This window comes from Paenibacillus sp. XP01, from assembly GCF_057364885.1.
The window spans coordinates 5694688-5711535 of the sequence record NZ_CP139481.1; the positions used below are offsets into that span (position 1 = coordinate 5694688).

The 16848-nt window shown below is 54.1% G+C and carries 10 protein-coding genes; 5 read left to right on the forward strand and 5 right to left on the reverse strand.

Annotation, left to right across the window (positions count from 1 at the left end; genetic code table 11):
* Window positions 1-236 precede the first annotated feature (236 nt).
* Window positions 237-7235 carry a WIAG-tail domain gene (locus tag SNR34_RS25640; RefSeq protein WP_486180493.1) on the reverse strand — a complete coding sequence of 2333 codons (6999 nt, stop codon included), beginning with the start codon at window positions 7233-7235 and terminating at the stop codon, window positions 237-239.
* A gap of 355 nt (window positions 7236-7590) precedes the next feature.
* On the opposite strand from SNR34_RS25640, the gene SNR34_RS25645 reads away from it, so the two are divergent.
* Both SNR34_RS25645 and asd read left to right on the forward strand, forming a co-directional pair.
* Complete coding sequence (locus tag SNR34_RS25645) at window positions 7591-8721, forward strand: YheC/YheD family endospore coat-associated protein (RefSeq protein WP_486180494.1); 1131 nt, start codon at window positions 7591-7593, stop codon at window positions 8719-8721.
* Between the two features lie 85 nt (window positions 8722-8806).
* Entirely contained in the window at window positions 8807-9601 is a 795-nt protein-coding gene (asd, locus tag SNR34_RS25650) for an archaetidylserine decarboxylase (protein ID WP_236414578.1), read from the forward strand.
* Between the two features lie 127 nt (window positions 9602-9728).
* Here the strand turns inward: asd and SNR34_RS25655 are convergent, their stop codons facing one another.
* Together SNR34_RS25655 and pdxR are read right to left on the reverse strand one after the other, a co-directional pair.
* Complete coding sequence (locus tag SNR34_RS25655) at window positions 9729-10514, reverse strand: helix-turn-helix domain-containing protein (protein ID WP_236414579.1); 786 nt, start codon at window positions 10512-10514, stop codon at window positions 9729-9731.
* A 148-nt stretch (window positions 10515-10662) separates the two neighbouring features.
* On the reverse strand, window positions 10663-12114 hold the full coding sequence (pdxR, locus tag SNR34_RS25660; protein WP_486180495.1) for a MocR-like pyridoxine biosynthesis transcription factor PdxR: 1452 nt from the start codon (window positions 12112-12114) through the stop codon (window positions 10663-10665).
* A gap of 146 nt (window positions 12115-12260) precedes the next feature.
* On the opposite strand from pdxR, the gene SNR34_RS25665 reads away from it, so the two are divergent.
* The 3 genes from SNR34_RS25665 (at window position 12261) to SNR34_RS25675 (ending at window position 14732) form a co-directional block, all read left to right on the forward strand.
* Window positions 12261-12878, forward strand: coding sequence for a pyridoxamine 5'-phosphate oxidase family protein (locus tag SNR34_RS25665; protein ID WP_486180496.1), 618 nt, complete (start codon window positions 12261-12263; stop codon window positions 12876-12878).
* A 177-nt stretch (window positions 12879-13055) separates the two neighbouring features.
* The gene (locus SNR34_RS25670; protein WP_236414582.1) at window positions 13056-14354 is read left to right on the forward strand and encodes an aminotransferase class I/II-fold pyridoxal phosphate-dependent enzyme; all 1299 of its coding nucleotides are present in this window, start codon (window positions 13056-13058) and stop codon (window positions 14352-14354) included.
* Window positions 14355-14606: 252 nt separating this feature from the next.
* Window positions 14607-14732: a YjcZ family sporulation protein gene (locus tag SNR34_RS25675; RefSeq protein WP_236414583.1), complete on the forward strand. Its 126-nt coding sequence runs from the start codon at window positions 14607-14609 to the stop codon at window positions 14730-14732.
* A 138-nt stretch (window positions 14733-14870) separates the two neighbouring features.
* Here the strand turns inward: SNR34_RS25675 and SNR34_RS25680 are convergent, their stop codons facing one another.
* Both SNR34_RS25680 and SNR34_RS25685 read right to left on the reverse strand, forming a co-directional pair.
* Entirely contained in the window at window positions 14871-16088 is a 1218-nt protein-coding gene (locus SNR34_RS25680) for an ABC transporter permease (RefSeq protein ID WP_343261657.1), read from the reverse strand.
* Between the two features lie 2 nt (window positions 16089-16090).
* Entirely contained in the window at window positions 16091-16840 is a 750-nt protein-coding gene (locus SNR34_RS25685; protein ID WP_236414585.1) for an ABC transporter ATP-binding protein, read from the reverse strand.
* Between the last annotated feature and the right edge of the window lie 8 nt (window positions 16841-16848).

Here is a 16848-nt window from a genome sequence, read left to right on the forward strand (position 1 = left end):
CTGCACTCGACTTGTATGGACCCAACTCATTCGCTGTGACAACCATTGCAAAAAGTGTTCCGGGCCGTCGGCCTCCGGGCAGGGAATACGGGCATGACATACGGGAATGCCCCTTTATACTGACCTGGCCTTCCCTGGCGATTCTGACAGGACAATCTTTATACAGATAGTAAAAAAGGCGGCATTCCGGATTTTCCCGGATACCGCCTTTGCAGCATTAACGGCTGTTATCCCCGTTATAACGACGGACCGGCCGCGATCCATGACAACAGTCCGTACGTGTGCTTGCATCCTGCTGTACGTGTAACTTCCAACACTGCTTCGTCTTCGCTCTGGGACAAGAGCGATACCTGAAATCCCCGGTCATTGCACATCGCCACAATGACGTAGTGCTCCGATGCAAAAGCTTCTTCAAATATTACCGTCAGTTCGACCGAGGAATCTTCTTCAGGCAGGATGAAGGCTTCCATGCCGAACTGTTGAACGATCGGCTGGCGGCTGGAACTTCGCACCGGATGGAAAGATAAATGTTTTGGGGTTACGGCCCCTGCCTTCAGCTCCCGGCTACCCACCGCATCCTCGCACAGGTGATCCCCCCGAACGGAATTTTCACTGATCCGTTCTGCAGCTTCGAGGCTTTCCCTTACGTCGGCAGCCGGCTCCGGATTCGGTTGTACGTCCACCTGGTTCGTATCCTGAATCGGTTCGTCTTTTAGAGTAAATGCTGCTGCCTTTGCCGACTCTTGTTCTTCCTGCTGCTTGGCGGCAACCAATTGTTCCAACGTATCTCCGCTGAGTTGGCGAATCGCCTCCCAGACTTCCGCACTCAAATGCTCCGTCCCCACGATCCCCCCATTTAAGTGAAGGGAACTTATGCTTTGTTTGCCAAGTTTGCTGCCATCCACGCTGCCATTTGCCAGTTTTGGACCGGTAACCGATCCGTCTTGCAAGTTTAGCGTGCCGACCGCTTCTTCTTCCAAGTGCAAGCTGCCGATGCTGCCATCCAAAATGTGGTGCGATTGCACGGAACCGTCCGCCAGTTTGCTGCCGTCGATCGAGCCTAGCTCAATGTGCTCCGCGCGTACTGAGCCAGCGGCGAGCTTGTTGCCTTGTACCGCTCCGTCTGCCAAATGCTCTGTGTTGATGCTCGCTTTTGCAGGTTCCCTGTTTTCGATGATATCTGCTGCCAGATGTGCCAAACCAACCGATCCTGCCGCCAGTTTGCTGCCGTCTACGCTGCCTGGGGCCAGCTTGGAAAGCGTGACCGCGCCATCTTGCAAGTTCAACGTTCCGACAGCTTCCTCTTCCAAATGAACACGACCAATGCTGCCATCGGAAATGTGATAGGAGAATACGGCGCCTTCGGCCAGTTTGTTTTCATCAATGGAGCCATCTGCCAGTTGCTCCGAGCCGATGCTTCCCTTAACAAGTTTACTGCCATCAATGGATTCTGCCACGAGATGCTCCCAACCGACGGATCCAGCTGCGAGCTTGCTGCCTTGCACCGCACCGTTCGTCAAATGCACCGTATCGATGCTGCCTTCGGCCAGTTTGCTGCCATCCACGCTGCTTGGAGCCAGCTTGGAAAGCGTGACCGCGCCATCTTGCAAGTTCAACGTTCCGACAGCTTCCTCTTCCAAATGAACACGACCAATGCTGCCATCGGAAATGTGATAGGAGAATACGGCGCCTTCGGCCAGTTTGTTCTCATCAATGGAGCCATCTGCCAGTTGCTCCGATCCGATGCTTCCTGCGGCCAGGTTGCCGCTTCCCAGCACTTCTGCCGACAAATGCTGCAGACCGATCGTTCCCGCCGCCAGTTTGCTGCCATCGATCGCACCTGACTTGAGATGCTCCGGACCCACAGATCCCGCTGCGAGCTTACTGCCTTGTACCGCACCGTCCGCCAAATGCACCGTGTCGATGCTGCCTTCAGACAGTTTGTTGGTCTCCAGTACTTCTGCTGACAAATGCTCCAGGCCGATCGTTCCTGCTGCCAGCTTGCTGCCATCCACGCTGCCATTGGCGAGTTTGGAAGCCGTCACTGCTCCATCTTGCAGATTCGCCGTACTGATCACTTCTGCTTGCAAGTGCGCGCTGCTGATGCTGTCCTCGGCCAGTTTGCTGCCATCCACGCTGCCGTTGGCGAGTTTGGAGGCTGTCACTGCTCCGTCTTGCAAGTTCGCCGTACTGATCGCTTCTGTTTGCAAGTGCGCGCTGCTGATGCTGTCCTCGGTCAGTTTGCTGCCATCCACGCTGCCATTTGCCAGTTTGGAGGCTGTTACTGCTCCATCTTGCAAGTTCGCCGAGCTGATCGCTTCTACTTGCAAGTGCACGCTGCTGATGCTGCCTTCGGCCAGCTTGCTGCTCTCCAGCACTTCTGCCGACAAATGCTCCAGGCCGATCGTTCCTGCCGCCAGTTTGCTGCCTTGTACCGCACCGTCCGCCAAATGCGCCGTGTCGATGCTGCCCTCGGCCAGCTTGCTGCCATCCACGCTGCCGTTGGCGAGTTTGGAGGCTGTCACTACTCCATCTTGCAGGTTCGCCGTACTGATCGCTTCTGTTTGCAAGTGCGCGCTGCTGATGCTGTCCTCGGCCAGTTTGCTGCCATCCACGCTGCCGTTGGCGAGTTTGGAGGCTGTCACTGCTCCATCTTTCAGGTTCGCCGAACTAATCGCTTCTGTTTGCAAGTGCGCGCTGCTGATGCTGTCCTCGGCCAGTTTGCTGCCATCCACGCTGCCATTTGCCAGTTTGGAGGCTGTTACTGCTCCATCTTGCAAGTTCGCCGAGCTGATCGCTTCTACTTGCAAGTGCACGCTGCTGATGCTGCCTTCGGCCAGCTTGCTGCTCTCCAGCACTTCTGCCGACAAATGCTCCAGGCCGATCGTTCCTGCCGCCAGTTTGCTGCCTTGTACCGCACCGTCCGCCAAATGCGCCGTGTCGATGCTGCCCTCGGCCAGTTTGCTGCCATCCACGCTGCCATTGGCGAGTTTGGAGGCTGCCACTGCTCCATCTTGCAAATTCGCCGTACTGATCGCTTCCGCTTGCAAGTGCGCGCTGCTGATGCTGCCTTCGGCCAGTTTGCTGCTTTCCAGCACTTCTGCCGACAGATGCTCCAAGCCGATCGTTCCCAACGCCAGCTTGCTGCCATCCACGCTGCCGTTGGCGAGCTTGGAGGCCGTCACTGCTCCATCTTGCAGATTCGCCGAACTAATCGCTTCTGTTTGCAAGTGCGCGCTGCTGATGCTGTCCTCGGCCAGTTTGCTGCCATCCACGCTGCCATTGGCGAGTTTGGAGGCTGTTACTGCTCCATCTTGCAGATTCGCCGTACTGATCGCTTCCGCTTGCAAGTGCGTGCTGCCGATACTGCCTTCGGCCAGTTTGCTGCCATGCACCGCCCCGTCCGCCAAATGCGCTGTGTTTATGCTACCTTCAGCCAGTTTGCTGCTTTCCAGCACTTCTGCCGACAGATGCTCCAGACCGATCGTTCCCAACGCCAGCTTGCTGCCATCCACGCTGCCGTTGGCGAGCTTGGAGGCTGTTACTGCTCCATCTTGCAAGTTCGCCGTACTGATGGCTTCTGCTTGCAAGTGCGCGCTACCTATGCTGCCTTCGGCCAGTTTGTTTTTCTCCAGCACTTCTGCCGACAAATGCTTCAGACTTATCGTTCCCGCCGCCAGTTTGCTGCCGTCGATCGCACCTGCCGCAAGATGCTCCGGACCCACGGATCCTGCTGCGAGCTTGCTGCCGTACACACTGCCCTTGGCGAGCTTGGAGGCCGTCACTGCTCCATCTTGCAAGTTCACCGAACTGATCGCTTCTGCTTGCAAGTGCACGCTGCGGATGCTTCCTTCAGCCAGTTTGTTGCTTTCCAGCACTTCTAACGACAGATGCTTCAGGCCTACCGTTCCCGCCGCCAGTTTGCTGCCATCCACGCTGCTGTCGGCAAGTTTGGAGGCCGTCACTGCTCCGTCTTGCAAGTTCACCGAACTGATCGCCTCTGCTTGCAAGTGTTCGCTGCCTATGCTTCCTTTGGCCAGTTTGCTGCCGTCGATCGCACCTGCCGCAAGATGATCCGAACCTACAGATCCTGCTGCGAGCTTGCTGCCATCAACCGCTCCGTCCACCAAATGCGCTGTTTCGATGCTGCCTTCGGCCGGTTTACTACCCTCCAACACTTCCGCCGACAAATGCTCCAGGCCGATCGTTCCCGCCGCCAGCTTGCTGCCATCCACGCTGCCCTTGGCAAGCTTGGAAGCCGTCACTGCTTCATCTTGCAAATTTGCCGAACTGATCGCTTCTGCTTGCAAGTGCACGCTGCCGATGCTTCCTTCAACAAGTTTGCTGCCGTCGATCGCACCTGCTGCGAGATGATCCAACCCCACGGATCCTGCTGCGAGCTTGCTGCCTTGCACCGCACCGTCCGCCAAATGCACCGTGTCGATGCTGCCGTCGATCAGTTTGTGCCCAGCCACGCTGCCATCGGCGAGTTTGGAGGCCGTCACTGCTCCATCTTGCAAAGTCGTTGTACTGACCGATTCTTCTTCCAGATGGGCATTGCCGATGCTGCGCTCCAAAATGTGATGCGAGAGCACGGCGCCTTCCTCAATATGACGGGATTTCACTGCCCCTTGCTGCAGATGTACAGGACCTGTCGATTCCGCCTGCAAATGCAGGCTGCTGATTAGCCCAGGCTGCAAATGGACTCCCGATATCAACAGGGGTGCCAAGTGTTCTTCTTTGATCGATGAAGGCGCCAAATGCCGCGCCTTGATCTCATGGCTGGCAATGTGCTCGCCATTGATGCTTTCTACCTGCAAATGCTGTGGGCCAACAATCCGTTCGGCCAGATGATCCGAATTCACGCTGCCCGCGGCAAGATGGGCGGATTCCACTACCGAGGCCTGCAGATGTTCCTTCCCAACGGCGCCAGGCTGCAGCGCGGTGCCGGATACGGAACCTGAAGCCAAATATTCCTCCCGAATCAGACCCGGTTGCAATTTATTGCTGGTGATGCTGCCATCGGCGAACAAATCAGGGGAACGAACCTCATCTGTCAAATGCTCCAAGGAAACCACATGCTGTTTCAAATGGTATCCGTGAATCGTACCTGTCGGAATATGTTTGGGCGCAATGCTCTCAGCCATTATTTTGGCAGAGTTCACACTGCCGTCCGCCAGTTTGGCCGACGTCACCGCCTGATCGGCAATTTTATCAGTGGACACACTTTCCGGAGACAGCTTTGGCGAAGTGACGGCATGGTCCGTCAAATGCGGAGGGAAAATCGAGCCATTTGCCACTTGTGCAGAAGCTACGCTGCCTGGTGCAAGCTTTTCTCCCGTCACGGCTCCTTTAGCCAGCGCCGACGTCTGCACGCTCCCCGGCTGCAGATGAGGGGCTCCTACAGCACGCTCGGTCAGATGCTCCGATTTTACCGTATACGGCCGTAACGCCTCTGAACTTACACTGCCTGGAGACAGGTGACTGCTCGTCACTCCGCCATTGGCAAGGTGTACTGTCGAAACGCTGCCTGGTGCCAGAACTTTGCCATTGACCGATGCCGGCCCCAGTTTGTCTGATGTCACGCTTCCTTCAGCGAGTTTTTTACCCGTGATCGCTCCGTCTTGGATTTGATCCGTTCCGACGGATGCTTCGGACAGATGTTCGGTAGACACCGCATTCTCTGCCAATGCTGCACCCGAAACGCTGCCGTCTGCCAAATGCACAGCTTCCACGCTTCCTGAAGCGATATGAATGGAATGGATCGCGGCATTGTCGATGTGGACTGGCGTAATTCCCCGGTTGGCGATATGTTCGGCACGAATGGAAGCCTGGGCCAGATGTTTTCCCTGAATGACCTCGTCGGCGATTTTGGAGGAAACAATGCTTTGATCCGCGATTTTGGAGGCCGTCACCGCTTGTTCCAGAAGCTTTGCCGTTCCGATTGACTGATCCGCGATCTTTGAGCCGATGACGGCTCCTTCCGCCAAATGCTCGCTTTGCACTTCCCCTGGTCCAATTTGGTCCCGCCCCACCGCATAAGCACCAATCTGAATTTGGCTGATGGAGCCGCTGGCCAAGTGTCTGCCGTTCAGCGCACCCGGTGCAATATGCCTCATTTCGATCGCGCCTTCTTCAATCTGCTTGCTGCCAACGCTTTCGTCCGCCAGTTGAGGTCTTCCCACCAAACCTTCGGCAAGATGACTTTGTTGAATAGCCCCTGTCTGAATGTGTGCCGACGTAATGGATTGTTCTTCGATCTTGCTGCCCGTTATCGCGCCTTCACGGATTTTGGACGTTGTAACCGCATCGTCGGCAAGCTTCGAGGTATGCACGGCCCCTCCGACCAAATGACGGGTATCAATGCTGCTAACAGCAATCTTTTCTCCGGTGATGGCCTGATTTTTAATCAGATCCTCGGTAATGACCATGTGATTAAAATGCCTTGCACTGATTGATCCGTCCGCGATTTTGGAGGCATCGATGACCTGATTGCCGAGCTTCTGCGACGTGATGCTACCATCCCTGATTTTATCCCCCGAAATCGAGGCGTTTCGGATTTTGTGGCCCGATACGGAACCATCAATCAAATGCTCCTCCGACACGGAATTTTCGGCAAGCTTGGCGGACAGGATCGCTCCGTCAGCGATATGAATGCTCGTTACGGCATAGTCCTGAAGAGCCTCGCTTCCAACGGCACCCGGCTTCAGTTTGCTTGCATCCACGGACAGCGGGGCCAACCGGCTCTCCGTAACCGCATGCTCGCTTAAGTCATCGGTGTAAATATAATGTCCGACTTGGCCGGGCATCTGGTTTTGCCTCAACTGTTTGAGCCTTTCTCCGGCAGTGAGTCCTTCCTGCTTGTTGTCTTCTACTTCCGCGGACCATTGGGCTACGCTGCTGACTTTCATCTGATCCTTCTCGAGAGCAGTTGCCTGCGCAGCTTCCGTAACCGCAGTTTCCGGCGGCGGTTGAACGACTTCAACATGAATTTCGGGCTGCTGCGCATTTCCAGATGGTTCATCGGTTTCCGGCAATGCGGGATCGGATGGCTGTAGAGGTCCGTCTGGCTCCTTCGATGACGGAACATGGGCATTCAAACGATCATCCTTCTCGAGAGCAAAGCTTGAACGAACCGGACTAGTGCGGCGTTCCGTCAGCTCCAGCTCCCTAAATGTGGGGCTCAGATGACGAAGTTTCGGCGTCTGGGCCTTTTTTCTCCCTTTTTTACTCATGCAGCTTGCTCCTTCCTCTAACCTTCGTCTCCGCCATCATATGCGCTGATTTGGGCATATGCCACTATCTTTGGAGACATTGGCGCAGAAAGGAGCAGCCTCTGCACGAGAAAGAGCAAACAACCTGTCCCGTATGAAATAGGCTGTCCCCCTCCATGCCGGTCAGGCGGGTGTCCAAGCATCGGTCCGGCGGCGTCATACGATATCTATATACACCGTTGGCACACACCCAAGAAACATGACTGCTGCATGTAAGCATTGCCAAAAATAAACGTGATTCAATCTGCATTCGTTCGCCAACATATCGGCTTCGTAAGTAATACTTCTCGCATTTACTCGAAAGGGGGAATAATCAATGCCGCAAGAACTGATCGGCATTTTGCTCGATACACGGATGTACCGCGGCATACCGAATGGCAAAACCGGCCAAGAATCACTCGTCAATTATGAGATGGCAGCGGCACTCTACAATTTGGTGCCCTGTTTCCTGCGGCTGGAGGATATCCATCCCGAAAGCAAAACCTGCTTGGCCTATATCCGCATAGAGGAAACTTATGTCCGGCGGCGGATCCCCCTTCCTGCGGTCATTCATAATCGCGCTTTCCAGCTGCGCCGGATGGAACAGCACAAAATTGCCCAGTTGCTGCTGCAAGGCATCCAGATTTACAACGTCCGCAACCGTTATCGCAAAGACTACATCCATGACATGTTGTTTCAAAATCCGGTTTTGCGTGAACATCTGCCTCATGCGCAAAGGGCCACGCAGCAATCTTTGGCTCATATGATGGACCAATTCGACGATCTCATTATCAAACCGTGCAGCGGAAGCATCGGCCATGGAATCATGCGTTTGTTCAAAAAAGAAGGGCAATGGCATTTAACCTGTCAATCCAAGGCTTCACGAAAGGGATGGGCTACCTTCCGCCTGCACAAGGGCCAGCTGCCATCGGCTGCGCTTCGGCGAATATTCCGCCATGCCTATTTGATTGAGGAACGAATTCCACTGCTGCGTTACAAGGGAAGGCCCGTCGACCTGCGTATATCCGTGCAGCGCGGAAAAGACGGTTTGTGGCAAGTGACCGGCATGTTTGCCAAAGCCGCTCCTGCGCATACCTTTGTCACCAACATCGCGCAAGGCGGAAAAGTCATGAAGCTCGGAGACGTGCTGGACAGCGATTCAACCACTCTGGCCCGCGCCGAGCTCGAAGACTCGATTTGTTCCATTGCGCTCCAGGTGGCCTATACCCTTTCGGCGAACCTGCCGCATTTGGCCGACCTTGGATTGGACATGGGCGTGACTGAACAGGGAAGGATCTATTTTATCGAATGCAACGGAAGAGACCAACGATACGGCTTTCGCAAAGCCGGGATGAATGAACACTGGATGGCCAGTTATCGGGAACCGATGGCCTACGGCCGTCTGCTGCTTGAACAAAACGCCCGCATTTCCCGCCAAACCCAAACGTATCATAGGGGCCTGTATTGATTTCGCTTGCATTCTGTGTCAATATTATGCAGAATGGTTGGCCATTGCCGATCCTGATGTTTTGCATTAATTAAGGGGGATATTCATGGCAAAAACGCTGTTACGGTTAATGACCGAGCTTTCTTCTCGCAAATGGATCTCTCAAACCGTAGGGGGATTTTCCAAGAGCAGGATAAGCAAGGCCTTTATCCCTTATTTTGTTCGAACATACGACATCCCTTTGCATGAAGCCGAAATGGACTGGAAGGACTATCGTTCACTGAATGATTTCTTCACGCGGAAATTAAAGCCTGGCATGCGCCCGCTTGATCTTTCGGAGCATGCTCTGATCAGTCCGGTCGATGCCAAAATCACGGCCTCCGGACCCATCTCTTCGGGCACGCTCCTTAACGTGAAGGGACAAAATTATACACTTGCCGAGCTGTTGAACCATTCTCCCCACCAGGAGAAGTACAAACATGGTTATGCCTTTGTCCTTTACCTCAGCCCTCGCGACTATCACCGCATTCATGCACCCGTAAGCGGCCACAAAATCGAGACGGAGCACGTTAAAGGCAAGGTTTACCCCGTGAACGATTTCGGACTCACCCATATGCGAGCGGTGTTAAGCCGGAATGAACGGCTGATTACCTACATTGCTCACGATTTTGGCGAAGTGGCCGTCGTCAAGGTCGGCGCCATGAACGTAAGCAGCATCCAATACGCCGATGAAACAACAAGTGCCTGGGCACAAGGCGATGATTTGGCTTATTTCGAGTTCGGTTCAACCGTCGTCCTGTTAACGCAAAGCGGGACATTTGAACCTCGAACGGACTTGCAGCCTGGAGATACCGTCAAAATGGGAACACTTCTTGGACGGTTTAAACGGGTCAATCCATAACGACTGAACGCAGGCAAAAAAGGCACAGCCCCTGAACCAGGTACTGTGCCTTTTTTGGTTTGATCGGAAAACCCGTCCGCCGCATTTCTCCCATTACGTGGTGTTGAGATTGTAAACTGTCATTAACTTAACGGATCTCGGATGGGCTTTTGCCGGTGTATTGCTTGAATTGACGACTGAAGAAAAAAATGTCGCGATACCCGAGCGCATCGGCCACCTCGGTAACGTTCATGCCTGTATGCACGAGCAGATGCTCAGCACGCTCAATGCGCATGCGGATAATGTACGATTGCACGGAGGAACCGACAAGTTCCTTGAATTTGATGGAAAAATATCGCGGGGATAATCCCGCACGAGCTGCCAGATCCTCCACGCGATGGGTTATTCCGGGATGCTGCCGGACATAATTGGCGACTTCCTGGATCACATCGGAGAGCTGGTTGCTTACTTTCCGTTCGGCAGGCGGTTCCGTATCGGCCCGCAGCAGATGAATCATAAGCTGTTTCAGAATCAGCTTGCTCTCCTCTTCCCGTCCGTACACATCGGACAAAAACAGCCTCACATATCGGGCAAGCAGATGCTCAAACTCCACCGTTTCCTGTACCGTACGGTAGGGCTGCGGAGTTTCCGTAACATGCCCTTCCACATCAAAATGAATGTACGTGAGCACAAGCGGCTTTTGCCGATTATGAGTCGCACTGGTATGGTCGCCCGGCCGAAACAGGAAACAACTGCCCTTGCCCACCTCATACGGCTGATCATTGAGGACAACCGTACCTTCACCGCTCCATACATAAAACAAATCGTAATTCTGCATCGGTTTTTCCCGCTTCTGCCACTTCCAGCCCGGCTCGCAGACAATTTTGGCGACTGCGGGCAAAATAACAAAAGATGACGGCGATGCCTGCAGCATGTCGCCACTCCCCCTTGAATGTTGATCTCTCTTCATGCGTGCCATACTGTTCGTCCAACATAAAACGACGCACGGCACGCTCATCTATGGATGTCAGCTCCCTCCGGAGCATAAAACCATACAACCTTATCCTATTATACAGCGGAATTCACCGAAACGAAAATATGCACTTCTCCCACGCACGCCGCATGATGGCGATGCCTTCGGCCAATGCCTTCTCGTCGAGATGGGCAAATCCAAAGCAAACGGCAGAAGAGAACGGCTTCAAGTGATACCGGGCCGCATCACGAAATCGAACGCCTTCCTGCGCAGCCAACCGTTTGAACCGTTCAAAGGATTCGGAACTGCCGTTCCATGTCGCATAAACGTGCAAGCCTGCATCTCCCGGCTGCACCGTAAAAGCTTCCGGCAGCTGCCGCTCCAGCTCGTTCACGAAAAAATCATGCCGCTCCCCGTACAGGCGCGTCAACCTTCTCACATGCCGCAAATAACAGCCCCGGGCCATGAATCGGGCCAATGCACGCTGCTCCAGCAATGCGGGGGAAACGGGTTCATACAACGTTTTTGCCGCCAAAACCGGACCTACGAGGCTTTGCGGCAAAACGGCATACCCCAGCCGAACCGCCGCCGGCATCGTCTGCGAGAACGAGCCGATATAGATCACTCGCTGTTCGCGATCAAGTACTTTGAGCGGTTCAATCGGCCTGCCTCCCCACCGGAATTCGCTATCATAGTCATCCTCAATAATGACGGCATTCCGCTCCGAAGCCCAGGTCAGCAGTTTTTTCCGACGCTCCAGGCCCAGCACCGCCCCTGTAGGATATTGCCTGGTCGGCGTAACGAACAACACGCCTGCTTCCCACGCTTGGGGAATGATTCCGCCCGCATCCACGGGAGCCGGCAGGAGACGGCCGCCTCCCGCCTTTACAGCTTGGGCAATGCCCGGATAACCTGGATTTTCCAGCACAACGGAGTCTCCTTCGGAAACGAGCAGCTGGGTCAGCAGCGTTATTCCCTGCATCGACCCGCTGAACAGCACAATCTGCGAAGGCTCGGCGTGTATTCCTCTCGTCCATCTCACATGCGAGGCGATGGCCTCACGCAGTTCCAGATCCCCACCCACGCTGCTCTGCTTCCTCCAATCACTGCGCTGGGCAGCGGCAAGCGCACTTCTCCACTCGGCTTGCGGAAAATGCTCGGCAGGCATGCGCTGCATGTTGAAATCGATGACGGGCTGGCGGGCGGCGTCGATGGGCACATCCCCGTTCCCCATATGAAGGTTGGCTACCCTCTCCCCCCAAGGGGACAAGCTGATTTTGGCCTCGCGCCCAGTATACTCCTTTTCCGTCAGCGTGTCTGAAACATATGTCCCTTTCCCACGGTAGGCACGCACGTATCCGTCTGCAAGCAGCATGTCGTACACCTGGGCAACGGATCCGCGCGAAAGATTGTATTGGCGGGCCAGATCGCGCGTCGACGGCAGCCTCGTTCCGCTTGCGAGCGTTCCCGCATGGATGGCATCGCGGAGCGCGTGATACAATGCGGCATATTTGAAACGGTGCTGGCGTTCATAGCTTTCCATGGGGAGCCAAAACTCCATAACAACCATCACCTCCACGTTACCCGATTCAGATTGGCCTATAAAAATGAATGTAAATTGGATCTATTTTATTGTCAATATAGCTTATATCTTAGAAGTACGCTCTACGACGATTCAGGCCATACCAACCAAGGGGGATCTTGCAGATGAGAAGAAAAGAATTCAGCGTAAGTGAAGAACAGGAAATCGAAGCATTTTTGAACGAGGCTTCATTTGGTTTTCTGGGAACGATTGGCACGGACGGCTCGCCTCGGGTAACGCCGCTGAACTTTGTTTATATGGAGGGATGCTTCTATTTCCATGGCAGTCTGGCCGGAGAGAAGATGAAACAGATCAAACAGGATTCCTCCATCAGCTTTACGGTCGCCGAGGAGTTTTCCTTGATTCCTTCCTACTTCAGCGATCCCGAGCTCGCTTGCCCGGCAACCTCGTTTTTTAAAAGCGTCATGGCTTTCGGACAAGCCGAAGTCGTCTCCGACCTACACACCAAAGGGAAGGCGCTGCAACGATTCATGGAAAAGCTTCAACCGCAGGGCGGTTACGTTCCCATCGATGCGAATGATTCCCGTTATGCAGGCCGCCTCAAAGCGGTCGCGGTGGTCCGCATCGTTCCCGAACGCCTCAGCGCCAAATTCAAATTCGGGCAAAACCTGGCGGCAGACCGGTTCGAGCACATTAACGGCGAACTGCAGCGCCGAGACGAAGGCCGGGATGCCGAAACCGCCGAAATGATGCGAAAGTACTGTCCTTTTCACCAGAAGTGACCGTTCATTGTATGTGAAAACAGGGAGCGCTTTTTCGTCTTTCCAAGCCAATTCTCCTCCTGCAACAACGCGGTGAAGTGTAATAACTGTCATTATGCGTAATTTCCGTGACGGGTTGCATGCAAGGTGATATAATGTTAGGCAGTTGAATCCCAAAGACTTGGAAGGATGAAAATAATGAATCCACTGGCTGAACAGTTGAACGAAAGTATTCAGGCAGGCAGCAGTCACGTCTACTCCATGCTGTCGCAGCTCGGAAAGGAAATCTATTTCCCGAAAGAAGGCATTCTGAGTCAGTCTGCCGAAGCGGCAAGCCTGGCCAAAACCTATAACGCAACGATTGGTATTGCCCTTGAAGGCGGCGTACCGATGCATCTTCCTGTCATTCAGGAGAAGCTCTCCGCATATGAACCCAAGGATCTGTATCCTTACGCTCCGCCTGCGGGCAAGCCTGAGCTGCGGAAAGTTTGGAGAGAGAAGTTGCTGAAGGAAACGCCTTCCCTGGAAGGCAAAAGCTTCGGCAATCCGATTGTAACCAATGCATTGACGCACGGACTCAGCATCGTAGCCGACCTGTTTGCCGATGAAGGGGACGCTGTGATTTATCCGGATAAAAACTGGGAAAATTATGAGCTGACCTTCGGAATTCGCCGTCACAGCCAGTTGGTTCATTATCCCCTGTTTAACGAAGACTTGACGTTCAACAGCGAAGGTCTGCTGAATGCGCTTCTTGCACAGAAAGACAAGGGCAAAGCCATCGTGCTGCTTAACTTCCCGAACAATCCGACAGGTTACACGCCGGGTGCCGAAGAAGCAGACCTGATCGTGGATACGATTCGCCAGGCTGCGGAAGCAGGCGTCGATGTGGTTGCTGTTACGGATGATGCCTACTATGGCTTGTTCTTCGAAGATTCCATTCACGAGTCGTTGTTCGGTAAGCTGGCCGGCATTCACCCGCGCGTCCTTGCTGTCAAGATCGACGGCGCGACCAAGGAAGAATTTGTATGGGGCTTCCGCGTCGGTTTCATCACGTATGCCCACGAGGACGCCGGCGTTCTGAATGCGCTGGAGCAGAAGACGCTGGGCATTATCCGTGCCACGATTTCCAGCGGTCCGCATCCGTCTCAAACCTTTGTGCTGGATGCACTCAAGGCAGAAGGGTTCGAAGCCCAAAAACGGGAGAAGTTCGAAATTATGAAAGGCCGTGCCAACAAAGTAAAGGAACTGCTTGACAGCGGCAAATACGGCGATGCACTGCAATATTATCCGTTCAACTCCGGTTATTTCATGTGCCTGAAGCTTAAAGATGTCAGTGCGGAAGCACTCCGCAACCATCTGCTGCAGCAATACGGCGTAGGTACCATCGCATTGGGAGAAACGGATTTGCGCGTAGCCTTCTCCTGCATCGAGGAGTCCTCGCTTGAGGATCTGTTTGATACCATTCATCGCAGCGTTCTGGAACTGCAAGCCAATTAAATATAGGATAAAACGCCTATTCCATAAAAACGGAGACGGGGCTGCATTGCTCTCCTCATTCCGAACACCTCTCTTGAAACATGCCCGCATGCGACAAGGGAGGTGTTCTTGCGTTTACGGAAGTGCAATCCGGCGCCCAAACCTTCTTTTTCCTTTGGAAACGGGGCACTTGCCCAATCAACTTATACCCACGGCTCATAATATACGGTGTACGCAAAGGCGTGCCAACAACGAACCGAAAGGGGAATGACCATGTCTGGCGTTGAAGAAACAAGAGGCGGTTACGGATACTGTGGTGGTGGATTCACAAGTACAGGTGCTATTCTTGTACTGTTCATCCTGCTTGTGATCATTACGAAATCGTTCCTCTGTTGTTAGTACCATAACTCCGGCGCGGTATAAACGCTTCGGCCCGAACTAACGCAAAAACGGTTGACCCGGAACTTCCCCTGGATCAACCGTTTCTTCAACTCTAAGAACTGTCGCAAATGCCGTTAACCAAATAGCGAATGAGCTCTATATGTCCTCTTCTTCCTTCAACCATTTGTTTCTTTGGGATCTTCTCATCAGGTACGCAACCGCAACGCCAAGGACCAATGCTGCCCCGATGATCCCCAAACCGTCCATTCCCGCGGTGAGCATCGGCAGCCATAGCAGGAGTGCGAAACCCGCATGGAGGTGAAAAATAAAACCAAGCACCTGGGAACGACGGCTTTCTTCGGTAATCGGATAAATCATGATCCAGAACGATTCGGCATGGGCACGGCGCAACGACCCCAGCTGGACCCCGGCGATCAGCAGGAAGAACAAATACACGCCGAGGCCAAAGTAAGTGCCTGCCGTCCACCACGTCAATAACATGCCCAGCAAAATCAGACGCACCACGATCGGAAATACTTCGGTCCGAATAAACGTTTTGGTGATCAAATACCGGTAAGCCTTCTCGGGTTTCCAAGGCAAGCCGCTTCCCCACTTGCTCAACCAGCGGCGTGCGCTGACCTTCTGCCCTGAAGATGGGACATCCACAAACCATCCCAGCGTTTGCATGACTCTCGCGCTTTGGGATTGCTCCACTCGAATCAGGCGTTCCCAGGCTACCCGATGTTTATGCGGAATTCGCAATGCCACGAGGTAAAGCACGGCAAGCAGCAATTCGAACCAGATGCTTCGCTGCGGCGGATGCCACAACCAGGCGGCCACCGCCAGAATGACCACAGCCCAGCGCAGCAGCCGGTACCCTCGGGCTGCGCCGTATTGGACCATGCGGAGCTCCTGCCAAGCTCCATAGCTGGACAATCCTTTCCATGCGAGCAGCAGCAGCAAAAACCACCCGAACGGACGCGCATCCGCGTCGGCGCGCACATAGAGCGGCCATAACGTCACGTAAACGATCAGTAGTCCGATACACTTATAGATCACGCCGCGCGAGAAACTGTTTTTCAAATACTCTTGCATCCGATGCTCCTGCGGCCTGAGAAAAACGATGTCTGCCGGCTGTAAATACGTACGATATCCCGCAAAAATGGCCAGCGGGGCAAGCAAAAGCAACGCGACCCAGCGAATTGGAAAACCTGCAGGAATATGTTGTACGAAAGAGGTATACCAGGCGGAAAATGCAATGACCACAAACAGAAAGACCATGGCAACGCCGCTCTGGATCACGTAACCTATGTACGGAACGATGTTGTTCCAGAACCCTGTGCGTCTTTGCTTCCAAAGCTGTTTCAGATCCATGCCTAATCCCTGCCTTGCACGAGCGAATAGAACATTTGCTCCAGCGTGGCATCCGGCTGCCCGGACTGGTTCCGAAGCTCGCCCAGCGTGCCTTGGGCAATGACATGCCCGCGATGCAGCACCACGAAACGATCGCAGTAATTCTCGATGGTCGACAAAATGTGGGAACTCAGCAAAATGGATGATCCGGCCGCTTTCATCTCAAGCATAAAATCCAGCAGGGAACGTATCCCTAGCGGATCAAGCCCGAGGAAGGGTTCGTCAATGATATAGAGCGGCGGCCCGGCCACGAACGCACACATGATCATCACCTTCTGCCGCATGCCTTTGGACAGATGCGTGGACAAGCTGGCGCTCTTTTCGCGCATGCGGAACAAGTCCAGCAGCTTCTCCGTACGCTGCTTGAAATCGGCTTCCGATACGCCATAAGCCCGTGCCGTGAATTCCAAATGCTCCATGACGGTCATCTCATCATATAACTCCGGCGACTCGGGGACAAAAGCCATCGCAGACTGATAGATTTGCGCATCCTCTTCCCGCGTCTTGCCCATCACCCGCACATCGCCCTGCTGCGGGCTCATCAAACCCAAAATATGCTTCATGGTTGTGCTCTTGCCCGCGCCGTTCAGGCCAATCAGTCCAACCATCTCTCCGCGTCCGACCTGAAGGTCGATGCCATGCAATACAGGGCGCTTGGCACTGTAACCTCCGCTCAGGCCGCTGATTTGCAACACAGGTTCAGTGTTATTCATGCATCCAT